Annotated in this window: 30 protein-coding genes; 10 read left to right on the top strand and 20 right to left on the bottom strand. The window is 41.8% G+C overall.

Going from position 1 to position 22,982, the window contains the following annotated elements:
- Positions 1-7 precede the first annotated feature (7 nt).
- The 7 genes from I592_RS21255 to rpsP all read right to left on the bottom strand — a co-directional run bounded on the left by I592_RS21255 (position 8) and on the right by rpsP (position 4,340).
- On the bottom strand, positions 8-664 hold the full coding sequence (locus I592_RS21255) for a hypothetical protein (RefSeq protein WP_016250191.1): 657 nt from the start codon (positions 662-664) through the stop codon (positions 8-10).
- 339 nt (positions 665-1,003) lie between these two features.
- Positions 1,004-1,351: a 50S ribosomal protein L19 gene (gene rplS, locus I592_RS09630; RefSeq protein ID WP_010740291.1), complete on the bottom strand. Its 348-nt coding sequence runs from the start codon at positions 1,349-1,351 to the stop codon at positions 1,004-1,006.
- Between the two features lie 270 nt (positions 1,352-1,621).
- Positions 1,622-2,356, bottom strand: a complete 735-nt coding sequence (gene trmD, locus I592_RS09635) for a tRNA (guanosine(37)-N1)-methyltransferase TrmD (RefSeq protein ID WP_010780400.1) — start codon at positions 2,354-2,356, stop codon at positions 1,622-1,624.
- Positions 2,346-2,870: a ribosome maturation factor RimM gene (gene rimM / locus I592_RS09640; protein ID WP_010780399.1), complete on the bottom strand. Its 525-nt coding sequence runs from the start codon at positions 2,868-2,870 to the stop codon at positions 2,346-2,348. The genes trmD and rimM overlap by 11 nt, the downstream gene beginning before the upstream one ends.
- Before the next feature lie 23 nt (positions 2,871-2,893).
- On the bottom strand, positions 2,894-3,730 hold the full coding sequence (locus I592_RS09645) for a membrane lipoprotein lipid attachment site-containing protein (protein WP_010780398.1): 837 nt from the start codon (positions 3,728-3,730) through the stop codon (positions 2,894-2,896).
- A 76-nt stretch (positions 3,731-3,806) separates the two neighbouring features.
- Complete coding sequence (locus I592_RS09650) at positions 3,807-4,052, bottom strand: KH domain-containing protein (RefSeq protein ID WP_010780397.1); 246 nt, start codon at positions 4,050-4,052, stop codon at positions 3,807-3,809.
- A gap of 12 nt (positions 4,053-4,064) precedes the next feature.
- Positions 4,065-4,340 (bottom strand): 30S ribosomal protein S16, encoded by a 276-nt coding sequence (gene rpsP / locus I592_RS09655; RefSeq protein ID WP_010740297.1) that lies wholly within the window; start codon positions 4,338-4,340, stop codon positions 4,065-4,067.
- Positions 4,341-4,531: 191 nt separating this feature from the next.
- Here rpsP and I592_RS09660 point away from each other — a divergent pair, with 191 nt between their 5' ends.
- Positions 4,532-5,086 carry an NADPH-dependent FMN reductase gene (locus tag I592_RS09660; protein ID WP_010780396.1) on the top strand — a complete coding sequence of 185 codons (555 nt, stop codon included), beginning with the start codon at positions 4,532-4,534 and terminating at the stop codon, positions 5,084-5,086.
- 121 nt (positions 5,087-5,207) lie between these two features.
- Positions 5,208-5,855, top strand: coding sequence for a GNAT family N-acetyltransferase (locus tag I592_RS09665; protein ID WP_010780395.1), 648 nt, complete (start codon positions 5,208-5,210; stop codon positions 5,853-5,855).
- Positions 5,856-5,959: 104 nt separating this feature from the next.
- On the opposite strand, the gene I592_RS09670 is transcribed toward I592_RS09665, so the two are convergent.
- Positions 5,960-6,472 (bottom strand): dihydrofolate reductase family protein, encoded by a 513-nt coding sequence (locus I592_RS09670; protein WP_010780394.1) that lies wholly within the window; start codon positions 6,470-6,472, stop codon positions 5,960-5,962.
- Between the two features lie 51 nt (positions 6,473-6,523).
- Complete coding sequence (locus tag I592_RS09675) at positions 6,524-7,093, bottom strand: DNA-3-methyladenine glycosylase I (RefSeq protein WP_010780393.1); 570 nt, start codon at positions 7,091-7,093, stop codon at positions 6,524-6,526.
- 143 nt (positions 7,094-7,236) lie between these two features.
- Between I592_RS09675 and I592_RS09680 the strand changes: the two genes are divergently transcribed.
- The 4 genes from I592_RS09680 to I592_RS09695 are packed head-to-tail and all read left to right on the top strand — an operon-like array spanning position 7,237 to position 10,293.
- Complete coding sequence (locus I592_RS09680) at positions 7,237-7,623, top strand: GntR family transcriptional regulator (RefSeq protein ID WP_044926204.1); 387 nt, start codon at positions 7,237-7,239, stop codon at positions 7,621-7,623.
- The gene (locus I592_RS09685) at positions 7,620-8,504 is read left to right on the top strand and encodes an ATP-binding cassette domain-containing protein (protein ID WP_010780391.1); all 885 of its coding nucleotides are present in this window, start codon (positions 7,620-7,622) and stop codon (positions 8,502-8,504) included. Before I592_RS09680 ends, I592_RS09685 begins: the two co-directional genes overlap by 4 nt.
- Positions 8,501-9,691, top strand: a complete 1,191-nt coding sequence (locus I592_RS09690) for an ABC transporter permease (RefSeq protein ID WP_010780390.1) — start codon at positions 8,501-8,503, stop codon at positions 9,689-9,691. Before I592_RS09685 ends, I592_RS09690 begins: the two co-directional genes overlap by 4 nt.
- The gene (locus I592_RS09695) at positions 9,688-10,293 is read left to right on the top strand and encodes a VanZ family protein (protein ID WP_010780389.1); all 606 of its coding nucleotides are present in this window, start codon (positions 9,688-9,690) and stop codon (positions 10,291-10,293) included. The genes I592_RS09690 and I592_RS09695 overlap by 4 nt, the downstream gene beginning before the upstream one ends.
- Positions 10,294-10,335: 42 nt before the next feature.
- On the opposite strand, the gene ffh is transcribed toward I592_RS09695, so the two are convergent.
- The 3 genes from ffh to I592_RS09710 all read right to left on the bottom strand — a co-directional run bounded on the left by ffh (position 10,336) and on the right by I592_RS09710 (position 12,680).
- Entirely contained in the window at positions 10,336-11,751 is a 1,416-nt protein-coding gene (gene ffh / locus I592_RS09700) for a signal recognition particle protein (RefSeq protein ID WP_010780388.1), read from the bottom strand.
- Between the two features lie 129 nt (positions 11,752-11,880).
- The gene (locus I592_RS09705; RefSeq protein WP_010780387.1) at positions 11,881-12,219 is read right to left on the bottom strand and encodes a putative DNA-binding protein; all 339 of its coding nucleotides are present in this window, start codon (positions 12,217-12,219) and stop codon (positions 11,881-11,883) included.
- The gene (locus I592_RS09710; RefSeq protein ID WP_010780386.1) at positions 12,219-12,680 is read right to left on the bottom strand and encodes a 2-thiouracil desulfurase family protein; all 462 of its coding nucleotides are present in this window, start codon (positions 12,678-12,680) and stop codon (positions 12,219-12,221) included. The genes I592_RS09705 and I592_RS09710 overlap by 1 nt, the downstream gene beginning before the upstream one ends.
- Before the next feature lie 122 nt (positions 12,681-12,802).
- Here I592_RS09710 and I592_RS09715 point away from each other — a divergent pair, with 122 nt between their 5' ends.
- Positions 12,803-13,498 carry a response regulator transcription factor gene (locus tag I592_RS09715; protein ID WP_010780385.1) on the top strand — a complete coding sequence of 232 codons (696 nt, stop codon included), beginning with the start codon at positions 12,803-12,805 and terminating at the stop codon, positions 13,496-13,498.
- Entirely contained in the window at positions 13,495-15,231 is a 1,737-nt protein-coding gene (locus tag I592_RS09720) for a sensor histidine kinase (protein WP_010780384.1), read from the top strand. Before I592_RS09715 ends, I592_RS09720 begins: the two co-directional genes overlap by 4 nt.
- Before the next feature lie 150 nt (positions 15,232-15,381).
- Here the strand turns inward: I592_RS09720 and I592_RS09725 are convergent, their stop codons facing one another.
- On the bottom strand, positions 15,382-16,254 hold the full coding sequence (locus I592_RS09725) for a phosphate ABC transporter substrate-binding protein PstS family protein (protein WP_010780383.1): 873 nt from the start codon (positions 16,252-16,254) through the stop codon (positions 15,382-15,384).
- A gap of 244 nt (positions 16,255-16,498) precedes the next feature.
- Between I592_RS09725 and I592_RS09730 the strand changes: the two genes are divergently transcribed.
- Complete coding sequence (locus I592_RS09730; protein WP_010780382.1) at positions 16,499-16,699, top strand: hypothetical protein; 201 nt, start codon at positions 16,499-16,501, stop codon at positions 16,697-16,699.
- 40 nt (positions 16,700-16,739) lie between these two features.
- On the opposite strand, the gene I592_RS09735 is transcribed toward I592_RS09730, so the two are convergent.
- Entirely contained in the window at positions 16,740-17,906 is a 1,167-nt protein-coding gene (locus I592_RS09735; protein ID WP_010780381.1) for a pyridoxal phosphate-dependent aminotransferase, read from the bottom strand.
- A gap of 337 nt (positions 17,907-18,243) precedes the next feature.
- Here I592_RS09735 and I592_RS09740 point away from each other — a divergent pair, with 337 nt between their 5' ends.
- Positions 18,244-18,627, top strand: a complete 384-nt coding sequence (locus tag I592_RS09740; protein WP_010780380.1) for a hypothetical protein — start codon at positions 18,244-18,246, stop codon at positions 18,625-18,627.
- An 87-nt stretch (positions 18,628-18,714) separates the two neighbouring features.
- On the opposite strand, the gene I592_RS09745 is transcribed toward I592_RS09740, so the two are convergent.
- From I592_RS09745 to truB, 6 genes are all read right to left on the bottom strand, one after another.
- Positions 18,715-19,575, bottom strand: a complete 861-nt coding sequence (locus tag I592_RS09745; RefSeq protein ID WP_010780379.1) for a helix-turn-helix transcriptional regulator — start codon at positions 19,573-19,575, stop codon at positions 18,715-18,717.
- 222 nt (positions 19,576-19,797) lie between these two features.
- A complete protein-coding gene (locus I592_RS09750) occupies positions 19,798-19,986 on the bottom strand; it encodes a DUF6440 family protein (RefSeq protein WP_010780378.1) in 189 nt (62 codons plus the stop codon).
- Between the two features lie 121 nt (positions 19,987-20,107).
- A complete protein-coding gene (locus I592_RS22235; RefSeq protein WP_081633639.1) occupies positions 20,108-20,281 on the bottom strand; it encodes a GyrI-like domain-containing protein in 174 nt (57 codons plus the stop codon).
- Positions 20,282-20,683, bottom strand: coding sequence for a GNAT family N-acetyltransferase (locus tag I592_RS09755; protein ID WP_010780377.1), 402 nt, complete (start codon positions 20,681-20,683; stop codon positions 20,282-20,284). It lies immediately after the preceding gene.
- Between the two features lie 186 nt (positions 20,684-20,869).
- Positions 20,870-21,814 (bottom strand): riboflavin biosynthesis protein RibF, encoded by a 945-nt coding sequence (gene ribF, locus I592_RS09760; RefSeq protein ID WP_010780376.1) that lies wholly within the window; start codon positions 21,812-21,814, stop codon positions 20,870-20,872.
- A 3-nt stretch (positions 21,815-21,817) separates the two neighbouring features.
- Complete coding sequence (truB, locus tag I592_RS09765; RefSeq protein WP_010780375.1) at positions 21,818-22,741, bottom strand: tRNA pseudouridine(55) synthase TruB; 924 nt, start codon at positions 22,739-22,741, stop codon at positions 21,818-21,820.
- Positions 22,742-22,982 lie beyond the last annotated feature (241 nt).

Raw genomic sequence — 22,982 nt, forward strand, 5'->3', positions numbered from 1 at the left:
TACCTATTCAATTTTGATTTTTAAGATTCTTAGATAACTTATCGAGTTTGACCTCTCGATAATCAAAGCCTATTTCTTTTAATAGCTGCTCCCATGTTTTGTTCATTCTTCTCATGAGAACTTGAGGTGCTGGAACATTGTTTCGATTAAAAGATTTTTCAAAAGCGGTTCTTGATAAGCTGCTCTCTAATTTTAAACGAATAATCTCATCTCTCAATGCTGACAACAATTCAAAATCGCTACGGGCATTTTCTTTTTCTCTCTTTGCTTTAAAGAAAATATCAAGATTCAAAAATCGTTTTTTTAAAGTAGAGATGGAGGGTAAGTCACTATTTACTTTCAGTTTCTCATATTGACGATAGGACTTAATATCATTTTCTACTATGAAATCTTCAACCAAGTTAAAAAGTTCTTGGTCAGGTAATCTATCCCATCTGTATCTGTCATAAGGCTTCTTTCCTAACTCCAATTGCAACTTGTCCCAAGAACCAAAAGTATCGTTAATGAACCAAAGACTAGGCGCTTCCTTTGGGTGATCGCCAAGCTCTTTTTGATATTGTCGAACTGTCTTAATTTCATATTTAGTCAAGAAATTCTCGATTGTGTTCAACAAAAATAAATTACTTTTTTCTTTCCATATAATTCGATTGTCTTTAACTGCCATAGCAAACTCTCCATAAAAGTATTTATAGAAATTGCGACTTTGTACCTTTTGACTATAGTCATTACCTGTTTTGGTATTTTTCTCGGTTTGGTTAAACCAGATTTCAAACTTAACCAATTCGAGCATCGTTTTGGTATTTTAGGTATGACTTTCGTAGTCAGCTGACTACCTAAAAATCACCCATTTTTGACTGCATAGGTAGTCAAAGTGGGACAATTTGAGGCAATCTAGGGTAAAAGCACCTAAAAAACGATTTTTTAGTCAAAAGGGTAAAAGAAAAATCCCTTGATATACAAGGGATTTCGCAAGTTTTGCTTCGACAGACAATCTCTGAATGGACTATCTTCTAATTTCTTTGATACGAGCTGCTTTTCCGTGTAATGCACGTAGGTAGTAAAGTTTTGCACGACGCACTTTACCGTAACGAACAACTTCGATTTTCGCAACACGTGGTGTGTGTAGTGGGTACGTACGTTCCACACCAACACCGTTAGAGATTTTACGTACAGTGTAAGTTTCGCTGATGCCAGCTCCACGACGTTTGATTACAACGCCTTCGAATAACTGGATACGTTCGCGAGTTCCTTCGACAACTTTCGCGTGAACACGAACAGTGTCCCCAGGACGGAATGCTGGGATATCAGTACGTAATTGTTCTTGAGTTAGTTCTTGAATCAATGGATTCATATTTATCATTCTCCTTATTCCAAACATTCTTAGGACAGAAGCCCCAGCGGAACATCGTATAATAGATGAGTTTTACACTCACCTGAATATTCTAACAGAGGAAGTTCTATCTGTAAAGACAAAATTCTTGTCAGAGGAACTTTAATTTTGAGCAGTATACATGGCTAAATGATTCGATGGCATAGAAACAAGGAACTTCCCGCGCTTCTCATTCTTAGTGCTATAGGTCAAAAAAGGAAGCCTCTTATTTCTAAAAGGCTTCCCCAGAAATTATTCTTCTTGTTTAATTTCTGCTAAAAATGTTTCCATTTCTGGTGTCAGAGTTACTTTTTCCAGCATATCTGGTCGGCGCAAATACGTCCGTCGTAAAGACTCCTTCAATTGCCATTCCTCGATCAAACGATGGTTGCCATTCATCAGAACCTCTGGCACGCCCATCCCCTCAAATTCCGCGGGACGTGTGTATTGCGGATGCTCCAATAGTCCAGTCGAATGCGAATCTGTTTTTGCAGATGTTTGATTTCCTAAGACATCTGGCAAGAGGCGTACCGTGGCATCGATCATGACCATTGCCCCAAGTTCACCGCCAGTCAGAACATAATCTCCTAGTGAGACTTCATCTGTCACCAGTGACCGAATCCGTTCATCATAGCCTTCATAGTGTCCACAAATAAACACGAGCTGCTCTTCCTGAGAAAATTCCTCTGCCATTTTTTGATTGAAGGGTTTTCCCGCTGGATCAAGTAAAATCACGCGTTTCTTTTGATTTCCTGACTCTTCCTCGATCGCTTTTAGATTCTCGTAAATCGGTTGGACTTTCAAAAGCATTCCTGCTCCGCCACCATAAGGATAATCATCCACTTGTTTGTGTTTATTATCTGAGTATTGGCGAAAATCATGAACATTGATCTCTAATAACTCTTTTTCAACAGCTTTCCCAATGATTGATTCACCTAAAGGTTCTTCGATCATTTTTGGAAAAAGTGTTAAGACATCAATTCGCATCGTCCAACAACCCTTCTGGGATCTCGACGTGCACGACACCTTCAGTGAGATCAATGTCTTTTACCACGGATTCAATGTAGGGAATCAACGCATCTTTTTGGCCTTTGCGTTTGACTACCCAGACGTCGTTTGCGCCAGGAGATAAAATCTCAGTGATTTTACCAATTTCATTCTCTTCATCATCTACGACCGTCAATCCGATGATCTCATGATAATAATATTCGTGTTCGTTGAGTGCCCCTAGCTGTTTCTCAGAGATTTTTAAAATACCGTCACGAAAAGCTTCGACATCATTGATATTTGGGTACCCTTCAAAGCTCAATAAATCAAAATTCTTGTGTCTGCGATAGCTGGCGATCGTCAGGGTCAAAACATCTTGGCCGTCACGGAACAAGTAAAGCGTTTCTCCGACTTGATACCGTTCTTCCGTAAAGTCTGTCGTAGAAATGATCCGGACTTCTCCGCGGATGCCATGTGTATTGACGATTTTTCCAACTTTATAATAATTAGTCACGTAGTTTCCTCTTTCTGTTTTATCTATTTTGCCATTGATACAGCCATTTTCAAACTAGTCATTGCATCACCGTTCATGATCGTATAGACAGTCTGGTTATTCTGCCAAACGACTGTATTTGTTTGAAACTCTCCGGGTGATACTCTTAGGGTGATTTGCCCTGCGTCATGAGGGACCGGTAAGAATGCTCCTTCTAAATAGTCCACTGTCTGTTTTGCCAATGGAACAGGATCTTCTTGTTCCAAATTATTTCCGCGTACAGTCAGACTCCAGTTGCCTTCCTTCCAGCCTAAATAGACAGAACCAGCACCGGCACTTTGATATCCTGTGATGTTATGACCGAGATCGACTTGCTGTCCGTTCGGGTCATAGGTCTGACCAACTTCATTTTGTGCCGTTTCTTTTGAATCAAACGTATGGCGTTGGAATTGTGCGATGGGCGTTTGTCCACTTAAAGCGGGATCATTAAAAGGCGTCTCCTCAGCAACAGCATAATATGTCACCTTCAAAGTCCCTTGCTCCTCAGAAGCCATAATACCGACGGGCTTCCCTCCGCTAAAAGAGGCAGGATCAGGAAAACGATCGTTAGGATAATTGGCCTTCAATTCATCTAGTGCAGACATCGCATGATCGCTGTGAGACGAATCCGTTTGTGTTGAACTAGCTTGTGTCTTTGTCGTTGAATTGGCCGACGACTGGTTACTCGTACTTGAGCTGCTTGCTGTCGAATGTGATGTGCTGCTTTTTGTAGTTGCTGTGGCAGTCGATTTCGTGGTGCTATCGTTTGAATCATTATTTCCTGAATTACAGGCAGCTAAAACAAATAGCGCGCTAAACAAGAACAAAAATTTTTTCATCATGAAACACCTCCACCCTAATTTTACCGTACTTTTAACAAAAAAACACTCGAATCAAACTGACTCGAGTGTTCTAACTTTATTTACCATCCACGATGTTGAGACGAACTTTTTTCGGGCCATTCGTCCGAACGCTGTACACGATCGTGCGGATCGCTTTGGCTACTCGGCCTTGTTTTCCGATGATTCTGCCAATGTCCTCAGGTGCAACTGTTAAGTTGTGCTCCAAGAAATCTTTAGACTCCTCGATCTCTAACTTCACTTCATCAGGTTTTGTCACCAAAGGGTGAACAATGGTCAACACAAGGTTCGTTAAATCTTGCATGATTGACCCTCCTTACTTCTTAGCGAATTTAGCGTCGTGGTGTTTTTGCATGATGCCTTCTTTAGAAAGAATGTTACGAACTGTATCAGAAGGTTGTGCACCTTTTTGTAACCAGTTTAAAACATCTTCTTCTTTTAATACGACTTCTGCTGGGTTTTTCAAAGGATTGTAAGTACCCACAGTTTCGATAAAACGTCCATCACGAGGAGAACGAGAATCAGCAACAACGATACGGTAGAAAGGTTTCTTTTTAGAACCCATACGTTTCAAGCGAATTTTAACTGCCATTGTATAACTACACCTCCATATAATTAATCACAAGATGTAGTCTAACACGCTTTTGAGTAGCTGTAAAGAGTTTTTTCTTTACAGTCTAATTTTTCTTTCAAAGCATATCTTTTGCACCTTTTACTTATTTTTTGTAAGATAGATTCATACGATAACAAACGTAATGCTATATCGAATGAGGAGGAATTATCATGACAAAAAAAATTGGTATTTTAGTCGGCAGCCTGCGTAAAGATTCTTACAACAAAATGGTTGCGAAAAAATTTGCAGAATTATTACCTGAAGGGTTTGAATCAACCTTCATTAAGATCGATGACCTGCCTTTCTACAATGAAGATCTTGAAGTTGAAGGGGCTGTTCCTGAAGCCTGGGATCGTTTCCGTAAAGAAGTTGGCGAAGTCGATGGATTATTCTTTGTCACACCTGAATACAACCGTTCAGTTCCAGCGGCATTGAAAAATGCGCTAGATGTTGGCTCTCGTCCAATGGGAAGCAGTGTTTGGGGCGGCAAGCCTGGTCTAGTAGTAACAGTATCTCCTGGCGGCCCTGGTGGATTCGGTGCAAACCATGCCTTACGTCAATCATTAGTTTTCTTGGATGTTCCAACGTTGCAGCAACCTGAGGCCTACATTGGCGGCATTATGAACTTAGTAGATAACGATGGTCATATCGCTGATGGAACGGTAGAATTCTTCAAGACAATTACAGATAAATACATCGAATTCTTTAACAAGTTGGTTAAATAGAATTCGTAACAACAACGACTGCAGCTTTCATTATTGAATGAATGTTGCAGTCGTTGTTTTATTCTTTATAGGACGTCTGCCATGCTATACTAAAGTGAGAAAAGAGATTGGAGGAAATGTTTTGACTGTTACTATCCGATTAGAGGAAGAAAAGGATTATCGAATCGTAGAAGAAATCACACGGGAGGCTTTTTGGAATCTATATGTCCCCGGCGCTGAGGAACACTACATTGCTCACATGCTCCGCAAGCACCCGGATTTTATTCCAGAACTTACCTTTGTCATTGAGATAGATGAAAAAATCATTGGCAGCATTTTTTTCAGCAAGGCAAAAGTCGTCGATGAGACTGGTACAAACTATCCGGTGATTTCCTTTGGTCCAGTCAGTATCGCACCTGAGTATCACCGGCAAGGCTATGGTCGTATGCTGATTGAGCACGCCATCGCTGAGGCAAAAAATCTTGGGTATGAGGCAATCGTTATTGCCGGCTTTCCTTACCACTACCATCCCTATGGTTTTGTTGGATCAAAGAAATACAACATTTCTATGCCCGATGGACAGTTTTACACCGGGATCATGGCTCTTCCTTTAAAAGAAGGCGCACTTGATCACGTGCATGGCACCATAATTTTCTCAGAAGGAATGTATCCTGATCCGGATGGTCTAGCAGCCTACGATCAAACATTCCCTGAAAAAGAGAAACGGGTCCTCCCTCACCAAGCAGCATTTGAAGCTGCTGTAAATGAGCGTGACGAAAAAGTCTATTGAGAAATTTTCCGTTAAAAAAAGCCGAAGCGACCTCTTACTATGCAAAAGGATAGTAGAGAATCGTTCGGTTTTTTTCTTGGCGGTAATTGTCTACCGACCATTTCTTATTTCTTTAAGTGCAATTGCGCAAATTGACCAAACTGCTCTGTTTCAATCAGACGCAGTTTTTGCTGATTCGTTTGCGGTAAAAACAACGGAAAGCCTTCACCAAGTAGAATCGGTACAATTTGAATCCACCATTCATCAATGAGACCTGCTTCGATCACTGGCTGCAACAACGCACCGCCGCCAACGACCCAAACGGTTTTATCTGCTGGGAGATTTTGGATAAAGGCTACTGGATCTTCATCAACTACCTGCATGTTATCGTCCACGCTGATTTTTGAATGACTAAAAATATAATTCTCTTTCTCCGGGTAAATGGTTTCCATTTCGGCATCGCGCTTTACCACGTCATAGGTTCGGCGGCCCATCATCGTATAGTCCACCGTTTGATAGAAGGAATCATAGGGAATGTGTTCCCCGCCTTCTTGGTGGTACAACCATTCGAGTCTATCTTCCTTATCTGCTAGGTAGCCATCTAAACTGATCGCTCCGTAAAATACTACTCTTGCCACGACTGCACCTCTTCTCTTTGTCTCCTCATTGTACCAATCAGCGTCGCGTAGTTACACTTTCTTGCTTAGCTCCTGATAGCGGAAACAAGCCGTTTCATGGTCATTAACGATTCCCACTGCTTGCAAAAAGGCATAGATCGTCGTACTTCCGACGAATTTGAACCCTCTTTTTTTCAAGTCCTTTGCGATCGTATCGGACAATTCGGTTTTAGCAGGTATTTCTGACACCGCGCTGATTTTATTATCAACGACTTGGTGATCGACGAAGCCCCACAAATAATCAGAAAAGCTGAGACCTTCTGCCTGCATCTCCAACACTTTCTGTGCATTGATGATCGCCGCTTCTATTTTCCGACGATTGCGAATGATTCCTGCATCTTGCATCAGTGATGCCACTTTCTCTTCATCATAACGTGCTACTTTTTCAATATCGAACTGGTCATAGGCTTGATCAAAATTTTCCATTTTGTTCAAAATCGTTTGCCAACTCAACCCTGCTTGATTCATGTCTAAAATCAACTTGCGAAAAAGGCGCTGATCCTCATATTCTGGCACACCCCACACTGTGTCGTGATACACCTGCATATTTTCATTATTTCCAGACCATTGACATCGATACATCGTCCTCACTCCTACTTTTTATTTTAACACGAACGTACGCTCCCCTTTAGTATAGCAGAAACTCAAAAAAAGTCATTGCTTATTCTCAGTGTACTATGTATACTAGTACACACGAAGACACCCTACATGAAAGTGGTGATAAAATGGTGCGTATTGATAAAAATAGCAGCCGCGCTTACTATGAGCAGCTGGTTTTAGGGATCAAGGAAGATATTTTACACGGAATCTTACAGCCCGGAGACAAAATTCCTTCTGTTCGAGAAATGGCGAAGCAGCTATTGATGAATCCAAATACCATTAGTAAAGCCTATAAAGTCTTAGAAAATGAACGCGTCCTTGTCACGGTCAAAGGTAAAGGGACATTTGTTCGTGCCATCGAAGAAAGTCCCCGTGATGAGCTTCGTGTCCAAGAGCTGAAGCAGACACTGAATGAACTCATCATCGAAGCCCGTCATTTACAGATCTCGCAAGAAGAGTTAATACACTGGGTCAAAGAATCAGAAGAAAGCTTAGGAGGTTCGTCATCTTGATAATCGAGAATATAAATAAAGAAATGGATCAGCGTGTGGTTTTAAAAAATATTACGCTTGAATTAGCTAAACATGAAATCGTAGGACTTGTTGGTCGCAACGGCTCTGGAAAGACGACCCTTTTACGTGTGATGGCTGGGCACTATCTTCCAGATGCCGGAGATATTACCATTGACCAGCGCTCCATTTTTGAATATCCAGAAATGAAGCAAGAACTTTTTTTCATTGATGAAAAAGAAAATTTTCTACGTACGTATTCTCTTAAAAAAATTTCAGCCTTTTATCAATTGGCATATCCAAACTTTGATACAACTTTATTTACAGAGCTGGTGAACAAGCACGCCTTTGTCTTATCCAAAAACTATCGGCAGCTTTCTAAAGGGCAGCAAGCCTTGTATCAGATCATTTTAGCTGTGAGTTCAAACGCACACTATTTATTACTAGATGAACCCTTTGATGGATTGGATATTATTGTAAAAAAAGAAATCATCGGTTTGCTGATGGAACATTTAAGTGAGCATTCCCGCACCGCGTTGATTTCTTCTCATAATTTATTAGAGTTGGAAAGCTTGATCGATCGCGTTCTCCTTTTAAAAGAGCATACGATCATTAAAGATTATCGTTTAGAAGACATGCGGCAAAAAGCCAAGAAGCTTCAGCTAGTGTTCAAAACAAAAAAAGTTCCTTCTATAGTAAAGGAGCATTCTAAGCTGATTGATTTTCAAGGGCGGGTCGTCACTGTCGTCTTTGAAGACTTTTCAGTAGAACTTGAAGAGGCAATCAAGGAACAGGACCCTCTTGTATACGAGGAGCTGCCTTTGACCTTGGAAGATCTTTTCGAAGCAAATTTAAAACCACGTAGAAAGGGGCTATTGAAATGATTCGTTCTATTTTTGCGGAGCGCTATAAAAAAGTATTGCTTACTGCGTGTTTGCTCGTGATCGGCGTTGGCGTTTTTAACGTAGTGATTGAAAACAATCAGTGGAAAAGTGTCTACAATGATCCCCACGGTAAAGAAAATTTTGAGAAGCATCGTCATGAGATCACCTATTGGGACGATGAAAAGGAGGACAACGTTCCTTTTTCTTCTTATAAGGAATATCAAAATGCGCAACTGATTTTTTATCGGTCGTATGAATCGTACCCGAAAATAGTCACCGCTTCCGACTATTCTAAGGCCGTTGCCTATCAATCAAACTTTGCCACCTATTTCAATAGCGCTCTGTTGCTGATCGTTCCATTGATGGGCTTCTTGCTTTTCTTTGTCGATCAAAAAACCGGCTTCAACCAATTTCTTTTTTCATTAGGAACGTCCCGCAAGGACTTATTCCGAAAAAAAATACAGTTTGTCGCCGCGCCTTTTCTGCTAGCCACACTGGTTGGTCAGTTTCTATACGCGCTACTGATTCATACATTGATTCCAGCGCCTTATATGAATGCCACGCTGGGACAATTATTTACATCCGTCCTTAGCAATTTTTCTTTACTATTCTTTTTGTTTTGTGCGAGTGCCTTTATCGGCTCAATGGTGGGGAATGCGTTTTTCGGGCCATTGACATTTGTTGTCTTTCTATTTTTAAGAAGCTGGTTGCCAAATGCGATTTACTCTTTTGGAGACATCCTCACGCTTTGGCGGGGCACCTTTGATGATCCGCTTCCAAGAACTCTTTTTGTTGATTCTGTTGGAAAAACTGGCGGTGATCTGTTGGTAAATCTGATGATGATCACTCTTGGATTTCTTTTGCTGCTTTGGGCTTATCGAAAATATCAGACCTTATCTTTGGAAAACGATAATGCTTACTTGCTTCACAAGGAATCCCGCTGGCCGATTTGGGCAATAATGACACTATTTACCTCTTTCATTCTTAGTCTCAATGTCTTTAATCCCTGGATCATCTATTTGAACAATCGAATCAATCATATTGAAAATTCAATCATGCTTCCAATCATGTCAAACATCCTAGTCTTTCTTATCGTCGGCTGTATTTGTGCATTGGTCGTCTTTTTCCAAGAAGTGACGAGTCGTTCAGTGAAGACTCTTGAAAAAGTCGCTCATCGAAAGGGGTGAGTGACTTGGCTATCCTATTTCCTATGTATCAAATTGCCTGTGTCTTCCTCCCCTGTCTGATCTATCAATATTTTGTTTTGAGGCGGAAGCAAGAAAGCATTCTACTAACATCTATGATTTGGCGTTGGACATTTATCTTCTATCTCTATTTAGTCGTATCCGTTACAGGCATCGGTACACTCGAAGATCTCCTTAGCTACCCGGAAGTGATCCGACCAGAAGAAATAAACGTCCTTCCTTTCTCATCTGGATTCGGCATACAGAACATCTTGAATATTATCATGTTCATGCCTTTTGGGTTTTTAGTGCCTCTAATTTGGGAACAGTCTCGTAAGCTATCGATCACTGTTCTTTTAGGTTTTGAGTTTTCCTTGTTGATCGAGTTTCTTCAATTGTTTAATAGACGAGCAACAGATATTGATGATTTATTAATGAATACGTTAGGAGCTTTGCTGGGCTTCCTACTCTGGAAAATTTACCAGCTTTTATTCAAAAAAATGCCGAAGGAAATCCATTCGTTCCCACGACAAGAACCATTGATCTATGTACTTCTTAGTCTTGCTGGCGTATTCTTCCTTTATCATTGGCGTTTCTTCTTATAAAAATAGCGTCTGCCTCATTTTTTGAGACAGACGCTATTTTTATTATTTACGTTTTTTCTTTTTCTTTTTGTTTTTCTTGACCATGCGATTCATCGCCATTTTACCCATCTTGCCTTTGATCCCGGAGCCGAACATTTGATCCATTCCGGCTGGCATACTGCCTTTACTCATTTGCTGCATCATTTTCCGCGATTCTTTAAATTGCTTGATCATCCGGTTGACTTCCACAACGGAGTTTCCTGAACCGGCAGCGATTCTGCGACGGCGGCTTGGGTTCAACAAATCAGGATTTTCTCGTTCAGCAAGGGTCATTGAATACACCATTGCCTTTTTACGCTCTACATCCTTCGGGTCTACTTTGATGTTTTCGATACCGGGCATTTGACTCATGCCGGGGATCATCTTCAACAAGTCTTCAATAGGTCCCATACCCATTACTTGATCCAATTGTTCAATAAAATCATTGAAGTCGAAGGTATTTTCCTTCATCTTACGAGCCAATTCTTCGGCTTTTTTCTCATCGTAATCTTGTTGGGCCTTCTCGATCAGAGTCAGCATATCCCCCATACCTAAGATTCGACTAGACATCCGATCTGGATGGAAGACTTCTAGATCCGTCAGCTTTTCACCAGACCCGATGAATTTGATCGGTGCGCCTGTGACTGCACGAATCGATAGCGCCGCACCACCACGAGTATCGCCGTCCAACTTCGTAATAACGACCCCGGTGATTCCTAATTGTTCGTTGAAGCTTTGAGCCACATTGACCGCATCTTGACCAGTCATGGCATCGACAACTAAAAGAATTTCATTTGGCTGCGCGATTTCTTTGATTTGTTTTAATTCATCCATCAGTGCTTCATCAATATGCAGACGACCTGCCGTATCGATCAACACATAATCGTTTTTGTTTTCACGGGCTTGTTCCATCCCTTGGCGTACGATCTCGACAGGGCTCACATCCGTCCCCATATCAAAGACTGGAACATTTAATTGTTGACCCAATACTTTTAATTGGTCGATCGCGGCTGGACGATAGATATCTCCTGCGATCATCAACGGACGCGCTTTTTCATTTTTGATCAGTTGATTGGCTAGTTTTCCGGCAAAGGTCGTTTTCCCTGCCCCTTGCAGACCGGCCATCATGATCACAGTTGGGATCTTCGGTGATTTTTCAATACCAACGGCTTCTGATCCTAAAGTCTTCGTTAATTCTTCGTCTACGATTTTGACGATTTGCTGCGCGGGTGATAAGCTGTCTAATACTTCCGCTCCTAACGCACGCGTCCGCACTTCTTTCGTAAACTGCTTCACTACTTGCAAGTTAACGTCGGCTTCTAATAACGCCAAACGAATCTCACGCATCATTTCGGTTACGTCAGCTTCTGTGATTTTTCCTTTTTTGCGTAGTTTTCCCATCGCAGCTTGCAAGCGCTGCGTTAAACTTTCAAATGCCATTAATGATTTTCCTTTCTCCTCTTAAAATACACATTTCCCTCAAGAAATTTCTTGTCTGCGTCTTCTGCTCATCTTTTTATTCGGATAACTCATTCGATCAGTGCTCCAACCTAAAAACGAGAGGCACTTCTATTCATCTAAATCCTGCAAGCCTGTGATTGCTTCGGCTAAAAATTCATCCTTTGGATAATGCTCCGTCACATACACTTCCAATTTGTCTAACTGCTCTTCTCTGACGATATAATCAGAAAACAAATGCAATTTACGCTCGTAATCTTCCAAGATTTTTTCTGTTCTTTTGATATTATCATAAACCGCCTGTCGACTCACCTGATATTCCTCGGCGATCTCACCTAGTGAAAAATCGTCGGCGTAATACAATTCCATATAATTCATCTGCTTTTCAGTCAAAAGCGTCGCGTAGAATTCAAATAACGCGTTCATGCGATTCGTTTTTTCGATCTCCATTACGTCATCCTCATTTCTTGCCAATTTTCTTCAGAATAAACGGGTAATCCTTGTTGGATAAAATACGCTGTTGCCACACCGACACCCTCGATCCGATTGCCGGAAAAACTGCCATCGTAGATCAAACGACTGCCGCAAGAAGGACTTCTTTCTTTTAGCACCAATGCCGTGATTTGCAACTTCTTTAGTTCTTCAAAAGCGGTGATGGCTCCTTGTTTAAAGGCTTCCGTCAGGTCGGTCCCCTCAGTATCGTAAACTTTCGCCTGCTCTTGCCACACAGCAAAGCCATCGCCGCCTTGTATCTCAGCCGGACAACGGGGTGTAGGCAAACCACCTAGAACTTCTGGACAAATCAGGACTGCTTGCCCTGTTTCAACAAAGTTTTTTAACGCCGTGATCTCATTCGATCCGCCGTCATAACGACAAGCTACGCCGCCTAAACAAGCGCTTATACCTAACATCATTGATTCTCCCATCAAATTAATAGATAATAGGTGACAAAACTGCCTTCCCATTATACCATTTATTCAGGTGTGGAAATAGTCTTTCACAAATGAAAAGTTTTTAAAAAAAGGAGACACTTATGAAACGTGTACTAGTCGTAGACGATGAACCTTCAATCGTAAAGTTATTGAGCTTCAATCTGGAAAAAGAAGGCTATGGGGTAACCACCGCTGAGGATGGAAAAGACGGTTATGAGCTGGCCTTGAATGAAAATTTTGATTTTATTATTTTGGACGTGATGCTCCCCTCAATGGATGGGTTGGAAATCGCCAAAAAATTACGGCAGGAAAAGATCGACACCCCCATTTTGATGCTGACTGCCAAAGATGACGCTATTGATCGAATTCTTGGATTAGAGATCGGCGCAGATGATTATTTGACCAAACCCTTTTCTCCACGTGAAGTATTGGCTCGCATGAAGGCGATCTTTCGCCGCGTCGAACCGCGTCAAGAAAAGGAGGAACACGAATTTTTGACCGCTGGTGAAATCAAGGCCGATCTTTCAAATTATCAAGTCACTGTACGAGGTACGAAAATCGAATTGACGCCTAAGGAATTTGAACTGCTGGTCTATTTCATGAAGCGCAAGGAGCGGGTCATTGACCGTGATACACTGTTGGACAGAATTTGGCAATATGATTTTTCTGGTCAAAGCCGAATCGTCGATGTCCATGTGTCGCATCTGCGAGAAAAAATCGAGGTCGATCCGAAGCATCCTCAATACTTGCAAACGGTTCGTGGGTTCGGGTACAAGTTCCTGGTGCCCGTCCAATGAAGCGGAAATACCTTGACTATTTTGTCCCGCTAGTCCTTCTGTGCCTGCTCTTTTTCGGCAGTTGGAAATTAGCCAATCATTTTTACACCAAGGAATTGCTGGAGCAGCAGGAAGAATTTCTGACGAGCAATGGTGAATTGATCATCCATCGGTTGGATTTGAATCAGCTGGATTCTGAGACAAATCGGGCTGCCATTGAAACATTCTCTAAGGAAGCCCACGATCGAATTACCTTACTCGATGCGCAAGGAAAAATCCTTTTTGACAGCACGGAGCCTACACTTTCAGGGAGCCGTGAGAATCGTCCAGAGGTAAAAATTGTTTTAAACAGTAACGCTGTCGGTTCTTCCGTTCGCTACAGTACGACGTTAAAAACAGAACTGCTTTATACTGCGCAGCCTATCCGTTCGGAAGATCAAACCGTCGGAATCCTACGGGTCGCAAAACGAACCTCCGCTTTTCAACCGAAAACACGTAATTTTCAGCGTACGATCTTTATTATCTTGCTTTTATTTTATGTTTTTATTTATTTGATCATTTGCTACCTGATCTATCAACGCAACCGTCCGATCGAAACGGTGCTGCCTGTTTTACAACGTATGCTGAAGGAGCCTGAAAAGAGCAACTACGTGATGCAGAATTCGACACAATGGCAAGAACTTTATGTGACGGTCAATCAGATCAGTGAACAATTGAATGAGACCTATGCCGCTTACACTTCTACAGAGGAGCAATTTTCTACCCTCTTCCATGAATTGACGATCGGTGTCTTTATTATTGATATGGACGGCCGTTTTGTCATGGTGAATCCGGCGATGGAAGAATTATTGCAGATTGGCGGTGCTGCACACCATTATTATTGGCAAGTCATTGAAGACAATCGCTTTATCCAATTGATCCAACAGGTGTTGGTGGATAAAAACCAGGTACATCAAGAAATTTCCGCAAAGCTGCCTACCTCGATGAACTTGGATATCCGCTTGCGCTACATTGAAAATGAGATCAAAGGCGACCAAATCATGGGAACCGTCTACGATTTGACTCATGTTCGACGTTTGGAAAAAATTCAACGCGATTTTGTCGGAAATGTTTCTCATGAGTTAAAAACACCTGTAACTTCTTTATTAGGTTTTACGGAAACATTATTGGATGGGGCGAAGGACGACCCTGAATTAACCGAAGAATTTTTAACGATCATGCAAAATGATGCGAAACGTTTGCAGCGATTGATCCAAGACATTATTGAATTATCTAAGGACAGCGAAGACTTGTCAGAGGATCGCCAAACGATCGAGCTTCATTATTTCTTACAACAGCAAATTGGGTTGTATCAGCATCTTTTGAAGAACAAACAGATCACCGTAACGATTGACGGCGCGGAGAATTGCTTCTACCAGACACGCTTGACCTTCTTCCAACCGATCATCAAAAATCTGTTAGAAAATGCGGTGCAGTATTCACCAGAAAATAGTGACATCACGCTAAGCTATCGTCTAGCAGATGAGTTGGTCCTAACGGTCACTGACCACGGCATCGGCATGTCAAAAGACGATCAAAAACGTATTTTCGAACGCTTTTATCGGGTAGATAAGGCGCGCGCCAGAAACTCCGGCGGCACTGGATTAGGATTAGCCATCGTCAAAGAGTACAGCGAGATCCTTGGTGGCACAGTCGCCGTAGAAAGCCACCCGAAACTTGGCTCGACCTTCACGATTACGCTTCCTAATAAGTAACACGTAAAAAGAATTATTGCTGCTCACTTTACAAATGAAAAGCGAAACGCCCATTTACTTTCAATAAAGAAAGTAAATAGGCGTTTTTCTTTTTATAGCAATTATTTAGGGGAAGGGGTACTGCTTGCTCTCTCACTCTTAAAAAGAGAGTTATTTGACTGTGCCGTCTGAAGTACGTTCTACCTTCATTGAAGTAATTGGCAGGTAACCTAATTCTTTAACTGGACCTGATTGAACCTCATCGCTAGTCATGTATTTTAAGAAATCTGCTAATGCTTTTTCAGGTTTTCCTTTTGTATACATGTGTTCATAAGACCAGATTGGCCATTTGTTCGTGGTGATGTTTTTCTCATTCGCTGTGACACCGTCTAATTCTAACGCTTGTAAGCTGTCATCTACGTATGATAAGGCAAGATAACTGATTGAACCGGGTGTTTGCGCCACGATTTTTTTCACCGTTCCCGATGAATCCTGTTCTTGTGACTGAATCGGTTCTTTTCCGTCTAAGCCCCATTTTTCAAAAGTGGCACGAGTACCACTGCCTGATGCACGGTTCACTACTTGGATGGTTTCATCTTTTCCGCCAAGTTCGTTCCAATTTTTTATTTTTCCTGTGAAGATATCGATCAATTGTTGCTTCGTCACGTTTTTCACGCCTACATCTTTGTTAACGACTGGCACAAAACCAACGACCGCTACTTTGTGGTCGACAAGTTTGCTTGCATCGACACCGTCTTTTTCTTCAGCGAACACGTCTGAATTTCCGATTTCCACTGAGCCGCTTTCAACTTGGCTCAATCCAGTCCCGCTGCCGCCGCCTTGAACAGAAATTTGAACATTGGGGTGATTTTGAGTATAGCTTTCTTGAGCCGCGTCAACTAACGGTTGTAATGCCGTCGAGCCCACCGCGGTAATTTTCGCTGTCTCCTCTTTTGTTGAACTAGAATCCTTCGTTGCATTGCTGGTTCCACACCCAGCTAATAGAATTCCTGAAAAAGCCAATGCCAAAATAATTTTTTTCATCCTGTACACTCCTTATAATAGATACTGCATTCCTTTTTAAGAAATCGACCGTTTTGACTGCGTCGTATTCCTTATCTTTAGTACATGATTACTTTACCAATGGAACGTAAATATCTTGTTGAAGAGATGTAAATGATCCGTAAAGAACTGTAAATATTAGGTAAAGACAAAATAACTTACTTTATATTAGCTTTGGTGTACAATAACTTTGCAATGAAAATTACACATGAGAGAAGCGAAAACAATGTTAGTGATTACTTATGAAATGAACGATGCAAAAAAAGAAAAAACCTATGCCAGTGCCAATGATTTTGTGGCTGCTCAATTAAAAGAAGTGCCTGATCTTCCTGACTATTATCATGTTGTGGAAGCAACAGTCGATGGAAAAGAAATCAGCTTGGAAGACAAAACGATCAGCGGATTATTCAATTACTTGAACAAATAAAAAGAAACGATCAAATCTTTTTCAGATTTGATCGTTCTTTTTATTTTTCGATATAGGCAGCTAAGCGATTCATGGCCTCCACCAAGGTTTCCATTGAAGCGGCATAACTGATTCGGACATAGCCCTCGCCCTCTGGTCCAAAAGCAATCCCTGGAATGATCGCAAGTTGATTTTTTTCTGCTAGTTCTACGCAAAACGCCATGGAATCCTGTTGCTGTCCCGCAGGAATCTTGGCAAAGATATAGAAGGCACCCGAAGGACGAGCGACCTCAAAGCCTAATTTCGTCATGGCTTGATAAACAAAATCACGGCGTTCACGGTACTCTTCTCTCATCACTTCAGCATCTGAGATCCCTTGAACTAGAGCTCGGACGGCTGCTTTTTGCGAGATCGTCGAAGCGGCCGTAACTAAATATTGATGAACTTTGATGATCTGCTCAACCAGCTCTGCCGGAGCGAAGATAAAGCCAATTCTCCAGCCAGTCATGGCGTGTGATTTTGAGAGACCATTGATCAAAATCGTTTGGTCCCGCAAGTATTTCCCAAATGAAACGTGTGCTGCTTCGTAATTCAATTCACTATATATTTCATCACTGATGACAAAAATCGGATATTTTTTCAATGTTTCGCTCAGTGCAGATACTTCTGCTTCATTGTACGCAACCCCCGTAGGATTAGATGGTGACGTAATGATGATGGCCTTGACTTTGTCGCCGTGCGCCTCCATCGCCCGATCGATCTGCTCCGGTGTGAGAACAAATCCGGTTTCCCGCGTGTCAATATAGACAGGTTCTGCCCCTGCTAATAGAATCAGCGGCTCATAGCCAGGGTAAGTGGGTGCAGGCAGTAATACTTTGTCGCCGGCTTCTAAAATCGACAGCAGACTAGCAGATAATGCTTCTGTCGCTCCCACCGTTACTAGAACTTCTGTTGTCGGTTCGTAATGAACCGCGTATTTTTCAGACATGAAGCGGCTCGCTGCTTCCCGAACATCGATCAACCCGGACATCCCGGTATAATGACTGAAATTGTCTTTAATCGCTTGCTGCCCTGCTTCTTTTACATGCTCAGGGGTGTTGAAATCCGGTTCTCCCAGTGTGAGCTTCAGCATATTCGGAATTCCCGACACTTTCTCATCAAATTGACGAATCAAAGAGACGGCAATTTCATACACATTTTTGTTAAATCGATCATGCAATTTATTCATATAACCCCTCCATTTCTAATCATATTATCACAATCACTCAGATAGTAAAGAAAAAATATTTCTTCACTCTTTTCCCGTACTGCCAAAGGGGAAACTCTTTTCACCTCTAATCGTTTGTTCTATTTGCGGTCTGTAAGCGGGAGGGATTCTTCATTCCGTCTGCGAAGAAAAGGTTTCATTTAATAAAGGCGAGAGTTCTCTTCTAAACAGGTAACGGTTTATTGATAGCCACATAAAATAACTTTCATAATTTATGCTAATTTCCGATTCTTCATTGAATTGACCATTTATCAGTCATAAAATAACCATACTAAGAGTTTTATGGAGGCTGGATGTGATGCAAAAGAAACTCGTTATGCGCCTACCCTTTTTGTTTTACCTGATTCCTTACACCCATTTGTCATTGGCTATAGATTATTTATTTGACTCAATCGTAGGAATCTTTTTGTTCCTATTGCTCACAGTAGCGGTTGGCTTTTATGCAAAACTAACACAGCAGCTTACGCTATTGATTTTCGGCAATATCATCAATATTCTATTGAGCTGCGGCTTGATTCTTTTTAAGAGTCCGCTAATCAGCCTTTACCATTCCTCATCGCCCTTCACCACCGCAATCCCGCTGATCGCTCTTTTTTTGATCACGCAATTGACGGGGATCTTCTGGGGTTATATCCTTCAAAAGGAACAACCCGTCTCATTAAGCAAAGAAAAAAGACAATAAAACCTTCGGATCTTTTTAATGATCCGAAGGTTTTTGTTAGTCATTTACTGATGTTTTTGTCGGTTTGATCCAGATTTCGATTTTTGGTTAATCCGTCACATTTATATATTTTTGAATCAAGAAAGGCTCCATGTCCTCCATCTCGATCCCTTGTCTTTTGAGCCATGTATCAAAGAAATATCGGTTTGCCTTATACAGCGCATCTTCTACTAAGTATTTAAAGTTTTCGGCTTCGAAAGCACATACATAATAAGTGCCCGGCTCTATACTAAGTAAATGGAAGGCATCGATCCTGCTACTATCCGATCTGCCACCCACAAAATACCGAACCTTCCCGGGTGTAGTATCGGAGGTAAAATAATCAATCTCTACGCCCTCTGAAACTAAGTTTGGGATTGATGCCTTCTTCTCGTGAAAGGCATCCCATAATTCGATCAGCGTATTGACACCCACCTGAGTCATCTCTTTCGAATCGACCTGCTTCGATACCCCTGTGTAGTATTCCTTTTCATCGATCTGCCGTTGCGTGATTTCCAATACCATGTCATCCACCATCAGCGGAACATGTTCATCGACCACTGTATAATGAATCGAGAGATCAGGCTTCAAAAAATCCGTTAGTAACAGTTTATTCTTACGATAGGCTTCAGGTGTTACCCCGTACAACTCTTTGAAGGCTCGCGTAAATGTCTCGTGACTATTGAACCCATACTCAAGAGCAATATCAGCAATTCGCCTATTCGTTTCCTTTAAGAGCGGTTTTGCCTTTGCGACTCTTCGTGCCTTGATGTATTCATGTACCGTTTTTCCGACTAAGCGGTTAAACAATTTTTGAAAATAATACATCGATAAATAAGACACTTTTGCCAATTCTTCGATCGTTACGTCTTCTTTGATATGGTCTTCAATATGATCCACTGATTTTTGAATAGCTTCCCAAGCGTGCATCTTCATTCCTCCTTGTCATAAAAAGATTTCAAGTACCGGCACATATCCAATGACTCTCTTTCTATCAAAAAATGACTCAAGATTTAAGTGATCTTGTTTCCATACAATCAGGAAACCTTGAAGAGACATTCTTATTCAGGTTCCTTGTCATGCCCGACCGTTTTATCTTTCTATTAAAAGTCTAGCATAAGAATGAGGTCCGGGCTTGTTCCCCAGTGCTCTCTATTGCTTTTCTACTTCATTGATTGCAGTGATTACTGGCTTGCCCTCTTGATCTAGCAAGGGCGTTAAACCACCAGCGTACCCTACCTTATTGAATAGGTAATTCACACCTGTCTCCCGATCAACAAAAATTGTGAGTGCATCCAATTTCCCTTGAGAATAAACCTTTACAAAACGATCCTTTGCCATTTCTTACTCCCCCTTTCATGTTATAAAACGTTATAAGCAAGGCCAGATTACCATGAAAAATGGCGACAAACAATTGTTCATCGCCATCGCATTTGTAAATATAGTGAAAAAAGTGATTTATCTAGTCGATTTTCTTTACAGGAATCTGAACTTCTGTCAGCCATTCAGACTCACTGTCTTTGTTCCAAATGCCATCAATATAATTTTCTCGAACAGGACCTGCGATCTCATACCCGTTTGCTTCAATGAATTTTATTGTTGCGGCATAGGCTTTGGGGATAGAGGCGTAAAAAATTTATTCACGGGGGATAACTATAAAGATCGTTCCTTCTTTTTGATAGCCTTGTTTTTCATAATACGGATCGACATCGCTCATGACATAGACCGTTTGCTCTGGATACTCTGTGCACACTTGCTCCATTAAATAGCGTCCAAAGTTTTTCCCTCGGCAGGAGGCGTCAACCAGCAGATCATAAACATACACGCCGAACCCATCATCCTCCCGACACCGTGCATAGCCGCAAAGTTTTTCTTCCTCAAAAAGAAGATAGGTCAAAGAAGTCTGCAACGCCCGTGTATACTTTTTTCTTCCCTCGCCAAAGCAATACGCCTCCCAATCGGTCTCTCTTTTCATCATTGAGAACAGCGCCTCCTCATCCGCTTTCTGATACGCGCGGATATACCACCGATTTTCCATCGAAACACTCCTTTTTATTTTATGATATCAAATTCCCTCGTCTTCAGGATACCCAGAGGTCAAAAGTATCTGATTTTCCAAATAAAAAGCCAAACGCTCTTTTACTTTCCATTTGAAAAGTAAAAAGGTGTTTGGCTTTACATATAGTAAGTGCTAATCAAAAATACTTTACAGTTGACTCCCTGCTCAATGTTCAAAATAGTCTCTGGTCGCTTGTTCATCTTGCTCCAACTGACGAATCAGACCTTCTGCTGATTCAAAGGCCACTTGTCCCCGCAGCATATGGTACCAGCGAACAACAACCTTTTCCCCGTAAATATCTTCGTTAAAATCCAAAATATTGATCTCAACTGTCAGCATCCGGTTGGTCCCGAAGGTATCGTTGTGTCCGATAGACCCCATTGCCGGATACCACTGTTCGCCGACTTTGATTTGGTTCACGTAGACGCCTTCTTTTGGCAGCTTCATATCCTCTGGAACCTGGATATTCGCTGTAGGATATCCTAACGTTCTGCCGCGTGCTTCTCCGTGTATCACCGTTCCTGTCGTTTCATACACGTAGCCCAATAAATGATTCGCTTCATCTAGGCGTCCTTCGGAAAGCAAGCGTCGAATCCGCGAAGAGCTGATTTTTTCTGATTCATTTTCTTCGGTCTTTTTAGCCACAATAATAGAATCAAACCGATCCTTCGCATATTTAGGCAAGTTTTTGGCATCCGCTGTTTGATCTTTCCCAAAATTATAATCAAAGCCTGAAACAGCTACTTTCGCGTGGAGCCCTACAATGTATTGATCCACAAATGCTTGCGGCTTCAAAGCTGCAAATGACGAAGTGAAGGCTACCTCATACAATACGTCCACGCCTAATTTCGCCATCCGCTTTTCCTTTTGCTTCAATGTAGAAAGATATTGGATCGGCTTGCTTTGAACCTGTTGGAATACGACCGCAGGATGCTGGTTGAAGGTCATTACAGCAAGCTTCAATTGTCTCTCCTGCGCGATTTGTTTTCCTCTATTGATGACTTCTTGGTGTCCTTTATGCACGCCATCAAAAAAACCCAGTACCAATACGCAGTCTCCTGCGGGAATTTCTTCTGGTTTATACGGATGACGCAGCTTTACGATTTCCATGTGCTATACCTCATTTCGAATCACTTTACTTGGCTTTAAAAGCCCTGCTTTTTCTGGATGCTGTTTATATAAACTAACTAATTGATTTCGATAGAAAAAAGCGATCAGCTCATCGGGCATGCTTTTTAAGCCGAATGCTTTTAAAGGCAAGACCTGCCCGTTTTTCACTTTTTGCCACGCCTCGTCGCTCAAGTCAATTCGAGGAAAGTCTTTCATCGCCTCTTCGATCGGCTGCAAGGCCTGATCAATGCGTCCCTCTTCCATCAGTTCACTGACTTTTGCCAATGTGACTGCCTGTCCTGCTGAAAATCCGCCGCTCGCTAGCCGAGTCAGGTCAGACATATGTGCCGGGTATCCAAGATTTGAACCAAGATCGACAGCCAGAGTCCGCACGTAGGTCCCTTTCCCACAGGTCACTTGGAAGCGCCAGCTTTGCGTGTGGTTCTCAGCATCGTATACTGGCGTGGTCGTTCGCTGAAACTGGTCGATGACTGCTTCACGTGTTGGACGCTCTACAGCTTCGCCTGCGCGAGCATACTCGTACAAGCGTTTCCCATTGACTTTGACAGCAGAATACATTGGCGGTATTTGTGTGATGGTACCGATAAAAGTCGCCATCATTTGATCAATTTCCTCAGCGGTCAACGGAGCCTCTACCGCTTTTTTCTCTACGATTTCGCCACTGCGATCCTCCGTAGTAGTGGAAAAGCCCAGAGTAATTTCTCCCTCATAAATCTTTCCGCTGTATTGCAGGTATTCGATTACCTTCGTTCCTTTTCCAATACAGATCGGCAGGACACCATCCACGTCAGGGTCTAATGTTCCTCCGTGACCAACTTTTTTTGTTTGTAAGATTTTTCTTAATTTAAAGACACAGTCATGACTCGTCATACCGCGCTCTTTCCATAACGGTAAAATACCGTCCATCGCTGTTTCCTCATTTCCTTCTATAATCAACGTTCCCATTATAGCATAGCTGATCTCAGAATTGGCAAGTCGTGACCGCAGCAAACAGGTTTTCTACTGATAAAGACCTGCTGCGAGAAAAACACTTCACAAAGACTTTTGAACAGCTTATCTGCTTTTACAAATGAAAAGGATTTTCTCTAACCACTTTCCAAATGAAAGGTATTCGACCCGATAACTTTACATTTGAAAAGGAAAAACA

Source organism: Enterococcus gilvus ATCC BAA-350 (assembly GCF_000407545.1).
Lineage (GTDB): Bacteria > Bacillota > Bacilli > Lactobacillales > Enterococcaceae > Enterococcus_A > Enterococcus_A gilvus.